Source organism: Moraxella sp. CTOTU49097, from assembly GCF_032064105.1.
Taxonomy (GTDB): Bacteria; Pseudomonadota; Gammaproteobacteria; order Pseudomonadales; family Moraxellaceae; genus Faucicola; species Faucicola osloensis_B.
The window spans coordinates 1-13,798 of record NZ_DAMBOA010000016.1 but is presented as its reverse complement, the minus strand read 5'-3'; the positions used below and the strand labels follow the sequence as shown (position 1 = coordinate 13,798).

The window sequence follows — 13,798 nt, the reverse complement described above, 5'->3', positions numbered from 1 at the left end:
TTAAGTTTCATTAACAATGTCTTGTAAGCCCACACAGTTTTTATAATATATCAAGGAAAATCCTATGAATAGCAAACTTTTAGCCACTGCCACTATCACAGCGTTGTTAGCCACACAATTTGCCAATGCAGAATTGGTTATCTCGCAAAACGGTGAAACGCAAAAAGTTGGCGAAACCGCGGCTCAACCTGCAGCGGTCACAAAAGCGCCTAAAACCGCCAAAGTAGAAAAAGTTAAGCCAAGCAATAGCACCAGCTATAAACTAGACCCAAACCACGCCAATGTACGTTTTGCGATTGACCACTTCGGTACAACGACCAACCAAGGTGGTTTTTACGGCGTAACGGGTGACTTGAACTACAACCCAGCCAAAAATACTGGCAGCATCAATGTTGATATTCCTATCAATAGCCTTGACACGGGTAACGAACATTTTACCAACCATTTAAAATCAGCTGAATTCTTTAACGCAGAAAAATACCCAACGGCTAATTTTAAATCAACCAAATTCCATTTCAAAAATGGCAAAGTAACGAAAGTTGACGGTAACTTGACGCTATTGGGTAAAACCAACCCAGTTAGCTTAAAAGCCACTAAATTTAATTGCTACAACAGCCCAATGCTGAAAAATGCGCAAGTATGTGGCGGTGATTTTGAGACTACCATTGACCGTACCAAATGGGGCATGGATACCTATGTCAAAATGGGTTTTGCTAAAGACGTTAAACTCAACATCCAAGTTGAAGCGGTACAACAATAAGCTTGCTTAGCGTTATCCAAAAGCCAATGTTAACGCATTGGCTTTTTTACGTTTTTACGATAGATACTTTCACAAATACTGAAATTTGCTAACACTTTTTGCACAGCTTGATGCAATTGATAAGTTAAAATGTTCAAACCAATGCAATTTTTAACAACTAATAATAAAAGGAAAGTTCATGAAAGATAAAACGAACAACTTAGGGGCACTTGCCAAACTTGCAGGCGTGGCAACCACTGCCATTTTGACCAAAAAAGTCTTGGCTAAAACTTTCAGCTTAGGCGCAAAAGCAGTAAGCAAAAAAATCGTCAAATCTGATTCAATCAACTATAAACTTGACCCGATGCACACCAATGTGCGATTTAGCATTGACCATTTTGGTACCTCGACCAATCATGGTGGGTTTTATGGCTTGGAAGGCGACATGGTATTTGACCCCGACAATCAAACAGGGCAAATCAACCTGGATATTCCGTTGGAAAAATTGCAAACAGGTCATAAAGCGTTTGATGAACACTTAAAAAGTAAAGACTTTTTTAATGCCGATAAATATCCAACTGCCCACTTTACCTCTACCAAATTTATCTTTAAAAAGGGTCAACTACACCAAATTAAAGGTAATTTAACTCTGCTCAAAAAAACTCGCCCTATTACGTTGACAGCGAGCAAATTTAACAGTTATCCAAGTCCGTTACTCATGGCATATGTGTACGGTGGTGATTTTGAAACCACGATTGACCGTACCGATTGGGGGATTGATGGTTATGTCAAAATGGGCGTGAGTAAAAAGGTGAAATTAGTCATTCAAATTGAAGCCGCTCAGCAATAATTTTTTAGTAGATAATGAAGGTAATCAAAAAGATCAGCGTTGACTGGTCTTTTTTTATGGAATGCTGATAGGGCATCTTTCAACCAAGCCAAGCGGGGGTTTATAAACGTGGTTTCATGGGGCTGCAGTTTGATACAAAACCATACAGCACTATACAAAACGTAAATTTACAGTAGCCAAGCATAGCTTCATAATTTTCAAAAACCTAAACATTACTTTATTTAATTTATTTTTGAGGAAAACTTATGAAATCATTCAATACCACAGTAAAAAACACCTTATTAGCCGCAGCGTTAGTGGTGGGTTCTGCCAATTTAACAGGTTGTGGTTATAACGCTATGCAAGCGCAAGATGAGCAAATCAACGCCTCATGGTCAGAAGTAGTCAACCAATACCAGCGCCGTGCTGACTTGATTCCAAACTTGGTCAAAGTCGTTGAGCGTTATGCCCAGCACGAACAAGCGACCTTAACCCAAGTCACACAAGCGCGTTCACAAGCGACGACTATCAATGTGAGTGCCGATGTACTCAATGACCCAGCGGCTTTCCAACGTTATCAACAAGCGCAAGATCAATTGGGCGGTGCATTATCGCGCCTAATGGCAGTGTCAGAGCGCTATCCCGACCTAAAAGCAGACAAGCAATTCCAAGAATTACAAGCACAGCTTGAAGGTACCGAAAACCGCATTACCGTGGCACGTGGTCGTTATATCCAAGACGTTCAAACTTATAATACTACCGTACGCCAATTCCCAACCAATATCACCGCAAAAGTGTTTGGTATGCATACCCGTCCGAACTTTACCGTGGCCAATGAGGCGCAAATCTCAACCGCACCAACCGTCGATTTTGGCAATAACAATACTAACACCGCAAATGCAGGCGGTCAGCCAGTGCAAAACAGTGGGAACACTGCCAATGCCGGTGGTCAGCCTATAAATAATTCGGCTACCGCGACAGCAAAACCCTAATTCACCATTGTTAACTGTATGGTTAAAGGTTAAGAGTTAAAAGTGAAGAAGATTTTTTTAAATAGTCTGCCATCAGTCGGTGGCAGGCTCAGTGGATAAGATTTGCATAAATTGCCAGACTGATTTTTTAAAATAGTTGTTGAATTGACTACATCATAATAAAAAAATTGCATACTTTGAGGAAACACAGGTGTCATTGAATATTGTAAAGACACAGCCCAATTTACAGCGCTCGCATAAACAGCCGCAAAAATTGTCATCACGTTTGTTAGACAAGCGGTTGCTATTAAGTACTTTTACTGCACTGACTATGGGCACTGGGCTTGCGGTGCCTATGGCTGCCGTCGCAGAAACTGCCACGGCGACAGCCAATTCCGCAACCGTTACCGCTAAGCCCACATTACAAGATCATAGTGTTGAGGACATGGTTGCGATTGCCAAAACCGCACAAACCAATGAAGCGCTCAATGATGCTGTACTTAATAATGATGCAATTAAAGAGACGTTAGGCAATGATGCGCTGCCGATACCAGGGGTCAATACTCAAGCAACTGGCAATCAGGCAACAGCTACCGCTACCGCTAATGCCCAGACGACTACGACTACCACATCCAAGCAATCAACCCAAGCCCCTGTCACCGCTGATAAACTAATTCTAAATAACCCTGTCATTGATGAAGCAAAAATTTTATCTGCCAGTGACAAACAGGCGATTGAAACCAAACTGCGTAGTCTTAATGACCGCGGTTTGGCGCAAGCAGCCGTAGTCATTGTACCAACCACCAATGGAGAGGATATTTTTGACTATTCAATGAAAGTCGCTGATCGCTGGAAACTGGGCAAAAAAGACACCGATCAAGGTCTGTTGATGGTTGTTGCCGTCAATGACCGTAAAATGTACATTTTAACGGGCTATGGTCTTGAAGGTACCATTCCTGATGCCGTCGCTAAACGCATTATTAGCGATGACATAACCCCAAGATTTAAACAAGGCGATTATGCTGGGGGTATCACAGCGGGAATTAATCGCATTGAAGAACGTTTGACGACCGATCCTGCTATTTTAAAGCAAGCAGATGCCAATCGAGTCAATACCAATGCCCAGTCAAATCAAGAGGGTGGTATACCGCTTATCTTTCTAGGCTTTTTTGGCTTTGTGGCTGGCATGATTTTGACCAGTATATTAGGGCGCTTTTTTGGTTCTATTGCTACGGCAGGTGGTATTGTAACACTTGGTACAATTTTTGGTGCAGGCTTATTGGGCAGTATATTTGTGGCATTTATTGTCTTTTTATTCTTGCTATTTCGAGGTGGCGGTGGTGGTCGCGGTGGCAGAGGCGGGGGCGGGGTTGTTTTCCTACCGGGTGGCGGCTTTGGTGGAGGCGGTTTTGGCGGTGGTGGATTTAGTGGCGGCGGTGGCGGCTTTGGCGGCGGCGGTGCTGGTGGCGATTGGTAATCAGTAGTCAGTAATCGGCTAGTTAATAAAAAATTATTGAAAAAATTATTTTAAATTTACCCCTTATCATCAACTATATACTTCATTATTTTTTATGGAATTTTCATGAGCACAAATGACCCAATAACAGCAACGAATGGTGCCAACGAAGAAACCATTGCTTACACCTCACCGATGGCGACAGTCACTTCCACTGTGCCAAGTTGGGCTAGATGGTGGCGTCAAGTTGCGTTTATACCTAGCCTGCACAATCGGTGGTTAACGCCTACTGCTCAACAACAGCTCAATCAAGCAATTACCGAAGCTGAGCAAGGGCATCGCGGCGAAGTGGTGTTAGTGATTGAGAATCATTTGCCCATTTCGTCCGCACGGCTACAAAACAGCCGAGACAGAGCAATCGAAGTTTTTGGGGATTATCGCGTCTGGGATACGCAGGATAATACTGGGGTGTTGGTGTATCTTAATATCTGTGAGCGGCGTCTGGAGATTGTCGCCGATAGAGGCATCAATAGCCATGTGATGCCAACCATGTGGCAAGCGATGTGCGACAAGGCTATCGAAGGTATTAAAGCCAATCGACACATTGAGAGCTTGGTTGCGCTATTGGGCGATGTGGGGCAATTGCTTCGTCAATATTACCAATTAGACAATGACCCAAGCGGCAACGAAATCGCTGACAAGATGATTTTTATAAAGTAGTTTTAAACTTAATTAGCATAGTGCGATGATGCAATCCTACCAAAAGCGATGTCACCCATCGCTTTTTTTATTGCTCAGCTTTTATTGCTAAATTTTTATTACCAAACAGTAAGCGAGTAAATTTCAAAAACTTGGTTATCAAAAATTATTAAGCATTATCTTTGCGGCGCTAAAAATTGCGTTAAGGCTCGACAAAAGAATCGACAAATTTTGCTAGGCGAAATGATAAAATTTTACCTATAATAAAACCGACATACCGCCACTCAGCTTCTTAGACAATTAGGCAGTTAGACAATTAGACCAATCATCATGTTAGCGATAAATCATTACTTATAAAAATTTTGAGGGAATTCCATGCCAACGCTTACCAATAATATTGCTGATAGTATCGGTCAATTTTATCTCGGTCAAGACGTGTACCCAGAGCGTACACAAGGTCAAGCAACCCTGTATGATGCAGCTGACTTAACAACCCATGCGGTGATTATCGGGATGACAGGCTCGGGTAAGACGGGTTTGGGGATTAGTTTACTGGAAGAAGCTGCGCTGGATAATATTCCGGTGATTGCGATTGACCCCAAAGGTGACTTGGGCAATTTGGCATTGACGTTCCCAAATTTGGCAGCCAGTGACTTTGAGCCGTGGATTGATAGCGGCATGGCAAATCAAGCGGGTATGAGTGTGGCAGAGTTTGCCAAGCAAACCGCAGAAAACTGGCAACAAGGGCTTGGCAACAGTTTTCAAACCCCAGAGCGTGTGCAAGCACTCAAAGCCGCCAATCGTGTCAGTGTCTATACCCCAGGTAGCGAGAATGGCTTACCCATTGCCCTACTTGGCAATCTCGTGCCGCCGCCAGATAGTGTCAAACAAGATAGCGAAGGTTATGCTGAGTATATCGATGCGACAGTGTCGGCACTGTTGGTGCTATTAAAAGTCGATGGGGATAACCTTGCGCCAGAGCATGTGTTTTTGGCACAGCTACTTAAAAACGCCTGGGATAACAACCAAACTTTAACCTTGGTGGATTTGATTACCCAAATCCAAACGCCACCGTTTGACAAAATCGGCATCCTACCGCTGTCACAAGTATTTGCGGATAAAGACCGTGGCGCACTGGCGATGAAGCTCAATACGCTTTTGGCATCACCGAGTTTTGCCAGCTGGCTTAAAGGCATGCCACTGGATGCTGGCGCACTGTTTTATGATAAAAACGGCAAAGCACAAACCAGTGTGCTCAATATTGCGCATCTATCTGATGATGAGCGTTTATTTTTTGTCACCTTGTTACTCACCAATTTATTGGGCTGGATGCGCCGTCAGCAAGGCACCTCAACCTTGCGGGCAATTTTTTACATGGATGAAGTGTTTGGCTATTTACCGCCGATTGGCAATCCACCGACCAAAGTATTGCTGTTGACCCTACTAAAACAAGCGCGTGCATTTGGTTTGGGGATTGTGTTATCAACCCAAAACCCAGTGGACTTGGACTACAAAGCCTTATCCAACGCAGGTACTTGGTTTATCGGTCGGTTGCAGACTGCGCAAGACCGTGAACGGGTGATGGATGGCTTGCTCTCTGCCAGCGGTAGCAGTGGACTGGACAAAGCGGCGCTCAATGCGTGGTTTGATAAACTTGGTAAACGCCAATTTTTGCTGCACAATGTGCATGACGCCAGTCCTGTGATTTTTAGCACCCGCTTCACGCTCAACTACTTATCAGGACCGCTTAGCAAACAAGCCATAGCACAGCTCAAAGCCAATAGCCAAGCCGCTGCTCCTACAGACCCAGCGCAAGCTCAAGCCACCATGCCTGCCATCAATCCATTAGCAAGCACCATGAGTCAGCCGCCTGCCTTGCCTAAGGATGTGGGCTTGTATTATGCCCCCAAAGACATGGCGGGCGATGGGCAAACCTTCTATGAGCCTACTGCCTTTGCCTATGCGCGGGTATTTTTTAATGACAAAAAATCAGGCGCCCAAAGTCAGCAGCAGCTATTATTAACCACAGCATTTGGTGAGCCGCCGTTGGTGGTAGATTGGCATCAAGCGATTTTAAGTGATTTGACCTTTGAGCAGTTACAATCGGCTCCGCACCAACCTGCTGTGCTCAAACAACTGCCTACCCAAGCGCTCGACAAGGCATCATGGAAAACTTGGGAAAAAGCGGTGAAAGAAGCCATCCGTCAGCAGCAAGTGTTAAATCTGTGGTATGTCGATAGTTTAAAGCTGTATAGCCAAGTGGCAGAGAGCGAAGAAGCCTTCCGCAATCGACTCATCGTACCACTGCATGAACAGCGTGATATCGCCATTGCCCAGCTGCGTGATAGCTTTGCTAAAAAACAAGACGCGCTAGCCAAAAAACTGCAAGCTGCCAATGAAAAATACCAACAACAAGCCGCTGAGTCAAGTAAAGGCTGGCTGGATGCAGGGGTCAGTATTGGTTCTGCGGTCTTAGGCGCGTTTATGGGACGCAAGGCGTTGTCACAGACCAATATCAATAACGTCAAACGTGCCATGAACTCGGTAGGCGATATCAATGCCAACAAACAAACCGTCGCAGAGCTTGATGCGATTCGCCAGCAGCTACAACAGGAGTTAGACAGCATCGGGCATCAGTTACAAAGCCAAATCGACACCTTGGCAACCACGTATGATGCTCAGTCAATAGCACTTGATACGGTACAGATTGCCCCAGCAGCGAAGGATATCACGGTGTTGTTGGTCGGCGTGTTGTATCAGCCGCTATAAACAGACACAATGTAAACCTTTTGACCCCATCAAATTTCGCGGAATGCGGTATGACCCCAACGTCTGAATACGAACAGCAAGCGCAATATTTTCTCGCCAACCTCTATGCCAGTGGCAATGGCATCGCTGCCGATGCCCATGCCCATGCCCATCATACTTATTAGGATATCTACTTGAAGGTTTTTGATAGCCTATTGTTCTTATCGAGGCTATCTTATTCAACCTTTCATTGGTTGTTTTTTAACAGCCATTGCTTTATTTTTCGCCAACTGCACCAATTATAATGCCTATGCGCCAAATGTAGCCAAAATGAGATACGCTGCGCCTAGGATGCGTTCACGAATTTGTAGGATGATTGACCTATAATGACAATACATTAAAAGGAAAAAGCATGACACCCGTAGATATTATTACTAGTAAAGAAATGAGCGATATTGCACAAATTGTCAAACTTCATGATATTGATGTCCCTTTAGTCGCTGTGTATTGCGGCTCTCGCAAAGGCAATGACCCTGTCTATGTCCAATCGGCGCATGAATTGGGTAGGGCATTGGTTGAAGCGGGGTTAGGTCTGGTGTATGGCGGTGCGGTGATTGGCTGTATGGGCGCGGTTGCCGATGGTGTGATTGAAAAAAACGGCATTGCCGTGGGCGTGATTCCTGAGTTTATGATGGATCGAGAAGTGGCGCATGGCGGGCTGACGCGTTTGCATTTGACCGATACCATGCATACCCGTAAAGCCATCATGGCAGAGTATGCTAGTGCCTTTATCACTTTGCCAGGTGGGCTTGGCACCCTTGAGGAAATCATGGAAATTGCCACTTGGCGACAGCTTTATCAACATGAAAAACCGATGATTATTCTCAATATCAATGGTTTTTATGACAAATTGGTTGAACATCTACGCTTTACCGCTGAGCAAGGTTTTATGAAACCAGAAGATTTACAACGATTAATCGTTTGTAATACTGTCGCCGATGCCATTGAACTACTCAAACCGATAGTTAAAATGCCAGACACGCTGAATGTGAATAAAATCTAACCCTGTGAGCGACAAAAAAAGACCTAAGTTAAAGGTCTTTTTTTGTATCTTTTTTTTGTATCCCTTTTTTGTAACAGTGTTATCTAGTCGAAAATCTTACCACGATTCATAATCCCCTTGGGGTCAAAGACTTGCTTGATGGCACGTAAATAATCAATTTCTTCTTCAGGACGGGTGTAATTAAGATACGGCTTTTTGGTCATCCCCACGCCATGCTCCGCTGAGATAGAGCCGTTGTATTTTTGCACCGTTTCAAACACGTACTTGTTGACCACTTGGCATTTTTCAAAAAATTCGTCTTTGCTAAGGTTTTCTGGTTTTAAAATATTTAAGTGTAAATTACCATCGCCGATATGCCCAAACCAGCACACTTGAAAATCCGGATAGTTTTGGCTAACAATGGCATCGATATCCGCGATAAACTCTGGCACGCGGCTGATGAGTACGGAGATGTCATTTTTGTACGGGGTAAATACCGAGATGGTCTCGGAGATATACTCGCGCAGTTTCCATAGCTCTTGGGCTTGGTGAATCGATTGGCTCATTACCCCATCAAGCACCCAGCCTTCGCTCATACAGTCTTCAAAAATCTGCATCGCCATGTCCATAATCGGCTCGTACGGCGCTTCAAATTCGAGTAGTGCATAAAACGGCGCATCGGTTTCAAACGGTTTTTGCACATGCCCTGTGGCAAGTAATTTATCAACGGCGACATCATCAAAAAATTCAAACGCGGTCAAATCCATTTTGCTTTGAAAGGCTGACAGGATTTGCATGATATTGGCAAACTCTGGTACGCCAAGCACCATGACAGTTAGGTTTTTGGGCTGGCGCTCTAGCTTGACTTGCACTTCAGTGACAATGCCTAAGGTGCCTTCTGCCCCGATAAACAAATGACGCAAGTCATAACCCGTGGCATTTTTTATCATGCCTTTATTAAGGTGCAAAATATCGCCTTTACCTGTCACTACTGTCATGCCCAAAATCCAGTTGCGGGTCATGCCGTATTTGATGACTTTGATACCGCCGGCATTGGTGCCAATGTTACCGCCAAGCTGGCTTGAACCGGCTGACGCAAAGTCCACGGGATAGTATAACCCTTGCTGCTGGGCAAAGTCTTGCAGCGCTTTGGTGACGATACCGGCCTCCACTTCCACCATACGGTCAGCAGGGTAGAAGCCCAATACTTGGTGCATTTTATCAAGGCTAATCACCACCTCGCCATTGGCGGCAACGGCCCCTGCGGATAGACCCGTCCGTCCACCGCTTGGGGTAATGACGATGTTAAGCTTATTACATAGCTTGACGATGGCTTGCACTTGCTGGGTGGATTTTGGGAAGACAATGGCGCTGGCATTGGGTTCAAAATGCTTGGTCCAATCTTTGCCCCAAAAGCCCAAACTGTCCGCATCGGTTTTGATTTGGTGTTCGTCAAATCCTTGCTGGTGTAGTTGTTCAATGAGCGTATTGATGGCGGTCTGATTAGCAGTCATGGCGTGGCTTTTACCCATATTTTTATACAGATTGAAAAGGTTTTTGAGGCTCTATCATAGCATAACTAACGGCATAAATTTTGACAAAAACACTGGCGATTGATGAAGAATTTTTTACCCATAAGACAAAAAAATCATGCCATCTTGCTGGAATTTCACCACAAAAAACCCAGCAAGTGTGATAGGATAATTGACTAAAAATACTGACTAGGGGTTGTTATGGCACAAAATCTATCACTTGAGAAAGACAAAATCCGCTTTTTGATGCTTGAAGGCTTGCATGACAATGCCTTTAAAGTGCTGTCAGAGGCAGGTTATCACAATGTTGAGAACATCAAAACCGCCTTAGACCCTGAAGAGCTTAGCGAAAAAATCAAAGATGCGCATTTTATCGGCATTCGTTCTCGCACCCATTTGACCCGCGATATTTTAGAAAAAGCCGAAAAGCTCATCGCCATTGGCTGTTTTTGTATTGGCACCAACCAAGTGGACTTGGAAGCTGCCCGTGAGCTGGGTATCCCTGTCTTTAATGCCCCTTACTCTAACACCCGCTCTGTCGCGGAGCTTGTACTTGCCGAAATCATCATGCTGATGCGCGGTATCCCTGAAAAAAATGCGGTGGTACACCGTGGCGGCTGGAACAAATCTGCCAAAGACAGCTATGAAGTGCGCGGCAAAACTTTGGGTATCGTGGGTTATGGCTCTATTGGCACCCAGTTATCAGTACTCGCTGAAAGCCTTGGTATGAAAGTCATTTATCATGATGTGGTCACCAAATTGCCACTGGGCAACGCCACCCAAGTGGGTAGCCTAGAAGAACTGCTTGGTAAAGCCGATGTGGTCACTTTGCATGTACCAGATTTGCCAAGTACGCGTAATATGATTACCGCTACAGAATTGGCTGCTATGAAGCCAGGCGCACATCTTATTAATGCGGCGCGTGGTAAATGTGTGGATATTGATGCGCTGGCAGCAGCCCTACAAAGCGGCCATATTTTGGGCGCGGCGATTGACGTGTTCCCTAAAGAGCCAAAATCAGCGGATGAAGAATTTGAATCACCACTGCGCGCGTTTGACAACGTGATTTTGACACCGCATATCGGTGGATCAACCCAAGAAGCCCAAGCCAATATCGGTCTTGAAGTGGCAGAAAAATTTGTGCGTTACTCTGATATGGGTGATACTGCAACCTCAGTGAACTTCCCAAATGTTAGTATGCCGCAAAAAGAAGGCACGCATCGTTTGCTACATATTCACCAAAACGTGCCTGGCGTGTTGTCACAGATTAACAAATCCTTTGCCGATGCCAATATCAATATCTTTGCCCAAAGTCTGATGACGGAAGAAGATGTGGGCTATCTGGTGATGGATGTGGGCAGTGGTGATTCTGCACAAGCGGTTGAAGCGCTTAAAAATATTCCAGAAACCATTCGGGTGCGGGTGTTGTTTTAATTGAAAATGCTTAAATTTTTTGAAATAGAGAAACCAGCTAATTAAGCTGGTTTTCAATATTTATTATGCTAACTTTCTAAGAATATATTGGAATTCTTGATATTCTACGGTATCACTAAAAGCTTGTAAAATCGTGTCTAGGTTTTCCCTGTCCATAATTTTAATTGGAATATTGGCTGAGCTTGGGTCAAAAGTAAAGCTTATCATATCAATTTTAGCTTTGCGTTTATTGCATAGCGTTGGATTGTTTAAATTAAGAATAGTAATTGCCTGTTCGGCTCTAGTAGATTTACTTTCAAGCTCGCCTGCAAAATTAATTTTAATTTCAATATCACATTCAATCATCAAGGGGTTTAAATCTAATTCTTGATTTCCTTTTGCATTGTCGCATTGCTTGGGTGTTTTACAAGAAAGTAGCAGATTATTATAGTCGTAAGTGAGTGCGGGATATAAATTCCTACTTTTTACATGCTCAATAGTTACTTGAGTTTCCAATGCTTGACAACAATAACAACATAAATTCTTCTGCTCAGGTCTTAATTGTTCCCGTAGTATTTCATAGCCATCTTTATAATCTTTCCCTAAAGTCCAACCGTTAGGTTTTTCATTTTTGACCCAATCTTCAACTTGAACAGGCATAGAAAGTTTTTTATTAATGAATTGCATTGTTTAACTCACTTTATTTCGAGTAAGTTTTGCTTGGGCAAGCATCAATCTCACTTTTAGCAATTCGGTATTACTGGATGATACTTTTTTCGCTATGTTATTGATTTGGCTTTCCGCACTTTCCAGTTCTTTATGGCTAATCGCTCGGCGAATGTCATTAAATGCCTTGTCAATTTCGGGCGTACGAGCGGGTACGTCAAAAATATCATTGAGCAAGGTATTCGCATCTTCGCCATAGACATTCGGCATTTGCTGAAGTTCGCCATTGTCGAGCGAATAGACCAAAATATCCTGTCTGTCGCTAACGATAAGCGGTGAGTGTGTGGTTAGAATAAATTGGACTTTGGGAAAGGTTTTGACAAGCTTGTCGATAAGGTCGTGTTGCCATTTTGGGTGGAGGTGTAAATCGACTTCGTCAATCATGACAACGCCTTCGCCGTGTAGTGGGTCGTCAAGGCTTGGGTTAAGAATGGCTAATCGTCTAGCGATGTCGCCAACGAGAGCGAGTAGGGATTTTTCGCCTTGAGAAAGTTGGTTTACGTCCAGTTCTTCACCGTCTTTTTCAACTATCATGGTGGGCGTGCCTTGACGGCGTATGCGTGGATTTCTAAATCCTGTAAATTCTTCAATTGATTTTTTAACTCTTAACAAAGTCTCAACAGCTATACTTTCTCTAGTCGAAATATGTTTAACTGAATTTAAATAGTCTATTTTTTCCTGATTAATTTCTGTGAGCCTTTCTAATTTTTCCATTAAATTATTCAAGCTTGAGCCTAGTTCTGTATTAACTAATTTACTATAAAAAGAATTTTCATCTTTCATAGAATTATAAATATTTTCGATTTCATTTTTTTCAGCAATAAGAGTATTCAATCTTTCAATGTATTCACTCTCAGTTAATATTACATTTGCTTTTATTTCATTTTCAATATCTTCTTGTTGTCGAAACCACTTAAAAAAATCATAAAAATCAATTCCAGCACTATCAACACAAGCATGATAGGCATCGAATCGATTAAATTGACTAGATAGAATATCTGCTTGCGAATTTCCAATTATTGAACGTTCAACAGGATAAAAGACAATTAAAGGCAAAGATAAATCAGAAATATGAGAGTTTTTATTTCTGAAAGACTTAATCACCTTATTTAACTCTTTCGTATAACTTGGAAATTTACCATTCTTACCATCTCTTACTTTATTTGTATTCCAGCGAATAATCTCCAATAAACCCGCTTGATTTATAAAGTTATTTGCGTCAAAGTCAAAATCAATAATGATATTAGCTTCATCTGTATTGTTTTTAATTAATTTATTATCAATTTCGAAACCACTCATTTCATTGCGAATACCATTCACAAACCAACTTAGCCCAGTCGCCAACGCTTGCAAAATTTGCGATTTACCTGCTCCATTATTCCCCACAATTACCGTTACATTACTCGCTCTATCTTCAGTCGGAGCAAAGTCAACCGTCAAATCTTCAAACCTGCCATAATTTTTTAAATGTAATTGTTTGATTTTCATGATATTTTCCACTATCAAAAACGATTAAAAAACCCCACTCAAATCACTTGAGTAGGGTTAATATAGCATAAATTATTAGGCAAAAATCGCTAACTATTTTGCAATCTTTTTATATTTCATGCGTTTTGGCTCGGCATCCGCGCCCAACTGTTTTT

General features: G+C 42.9%; 11 protein-coding genes. 8 read left to right on the top strand and 3 right to left on the bottom strand.

What is annotated here, in order from left to right; genetic code table 11:
* Window positions 1-64: 64 nt before the first annotated feature.
* The 7 genes from RT064_RS08855 (at window position 65) to RT064_RS08825 (ending at window position 8,505) form a co-directional block, all read left to right on the top strand.
* A complete protein-coding gene (locus tag RT064_RS08855) occupies window positions 65-760 on the top strand; it encodes a YceI family protein (RefSeq protein ID WP_313062914.1) in 696 nt (231 codons plus the stop codon).
* 178 nt (window positions 761-938) lie between these two features.
* On the top strand, window positions 939-1,589 hold the full coding sequence (locus tag RT064_RS08850; protein ID WP_313062912.1) for a YceI family protein: 651 nt from the start codon (window positions 939-941) through the stop codon (window positions 1,587-1,589).
* Between the two features lie 245 nt (window positions 1,590-1,834).
* A complete protein-coding gene (locus RT064_RS08845) occupies window positions 1,835-2,560 on the top strand; it encodes a LemA family protein (protein ID WP_313062910.1) in 726 nt (241 codons plus the stop codon).
* Window positions 2,561-2,750: 190 nt separating this feature from the next.
* Window positions 2,751-4,016, top strand: coding sequence for a TPM domain-containing protein (locus RT064_RS08840; protein ID WP_313062909.1), 1,266 nt, complete (start codon window positions 2,751-2,753; stop codon window positions 4,014-4,016).
* Between the two features lie 105 nt (window positions 4,017-4,121).
* The gene (locus tag RT064_RS08835) at window positions 4,122-4,715 is read left to right on the top strand and encodes a TPM domain-containing protein (RefSeq protein ID WP_409519558.1); all 594 of its coding nucleotides are present in this window, start codon (window positions 4,122-4,124) and stop codon (window positions 4,713-4,715) included.
* A gap of 354 nt (window positions 4,716-5,069) precedes the next feature.
* Window positions 5,070-7,463 carry an ATP-binding protein gene (locus tag RT064_RS08830; protein ID WP_313062908.1) on the top strand — a complete coding sequence of 798 codons (2,394 nt, stop codon included), beginning with the start codon at window positions 5,070-5,072 and terminating at the stop codon, window positions 7,461-7,463.
* A 424-nt stretch (window positions 7,464-7,887) separates the two neighbouring features.
* Window positions 7,888-8,505, top strand: a complete 618-nt coding sequence (locus RT064_RS08825) for an LOG family protein (protein WP_313062936.1) — start codon at window positions 7,888-7,890, stop codon at window positions 8,503-8,505.
* An 83-nt stretch (window positions 8,506-8,588) separates the two neighbouring features.
* Here the strand turns inward: RT064_RS08825 and RT064_RS08820 are convergent, their stop codons facing one another.
* Window positions 8,589-9,998, bottom strand: coding sequence for an FAD-binding oxidoreductase (locus tag RT064_RS08820; RefSeq protein ID WP_313062906.1), 1,410 nt, complete (start codon window positions 9,996-9,998; stop codon window positions 8,589-8,591).
* Between the two features lie 219 nt (window positions 9,999-10,217).
* Here RT064_RS08820 and serA point away from each other — a divergent pair, with 219 nt between their 5' ends.
* Window positions 10,218-11,450, top strand: coding sequence for a phosphoglycerate dehydrogenase (gene serA, locus RT064_RS08815; protein WP_138017899.1), 1,233 nt, complete (start codon window positions 10,218-10,220; stop codon window positions 11,448-11,450).
* A 63-nt stretch (window positions 11,451-11,513) separates the two neighbouring features.
* Here the strand turns inward: serA and RT064_RS08810 are convergent, their stop codons facing one another.
* Both RT064_RS08810 and RT064_RS08805 read right to left on the bottom strand, forming a co-directional pair.
* Complete coding sequence (locus tag RT064_RS08810; protein ID WP_313062904.1) at window positions 11,514-12,116, bottom strand: retron system putative HNH endonuclease; 603 nt, start codon at window positions 12,114-12,116, stop codon at window positions 11,514-11,516.
* Window positions 12,117-12,119: 3 nt separating this feature from the next.
* On the bottom strand, window positions 12,120-13,643 hold the full coding sequence (locus RT064_RS08805; protein ID WP_313062902.1) for an AAA family ATPase: 1,524 nt from the start codon (window positions 13,641-13,643) through the stop codon (window positions 12,120-12,122).
* Between the last annotated feature and the right edge of the window lie 155 nt (window positions 13,644-13,798).

What these genes read in the sequence shown, in the direction of transcription:
- RT064_RS08820 (WP_313062906.1), bottom strand. Translation starts at nt 9,998, where the DNA reads ATGACTGCTAATCAGACCGCCATCAATACGCTCATTGAACAACTACAC.
- RT064_RS08805 (WP_313062902.1), bottom strand. Translation starts at nt 13,643, where the DNA reads ATGAAAATCAAACAATTACATTTAAAAAATTATGGCAGGTTTGAAGAT.
- RT064_RS08810 (WP_313062904.1), bottom strand. Translation starts at nt 12,116, where the DNA reads ATGCAATTCATTAATAAAAAACTTTCTATGCCTGTTCAAGTTGAAGAT.
- RT064_RS08845 (WP_313062910.1), top strand. Translation starts at nt 1,835, where the DNA reads ATGAAATCATTCAATACCACAGTAAAAAACACCTTATTAGCCGCAGCG.
- RT064_RS08830 (WP_313062908.1), top strand. Translation starts at nt 5,070, where the DNA reads ATGCCAACGCTTACCAATAATATTGCTGATAGTATCGGTCAATTTTAT.
- RT064_RS08835 (WP_409519558.1), top strand. Translation starts at nt 4,122, where the DNA reads ATGAGCACAAATGACCCAATAACAGCAACGAATGGTGCCAACGAAGAA.
- RT064_RS08825 (WP_313062936.1), top strand. Translation starts at nt 7,888, where the DNA reads ATGAGCGATATTGCACAAATTGTCAAACTTCATGATATTGATGTCCCT.
- RT064_RS08850 (WP_313062912.1), top strand. Translation starts at nt 939, where the DNA reads ATGAAAGATAAAACGAACAACTTAGGGGCACTTGCCAAACTTGCAGGC.
- serA (WP_138017899.1), top strand. Translation starts at nt 10,218, where the DNA reads ATGGCACAAAATCTATCACTTGAGAAAGACAAAATCCGCTTTTTGATG.
- RT064_RS08855 (WP_313062914.1), top strand. Translation starts at nt 65, where the DNA reads ATGAATAGCAAACTTTTAGCCACTGCCACTATCACAGCGTTGTTAGCC.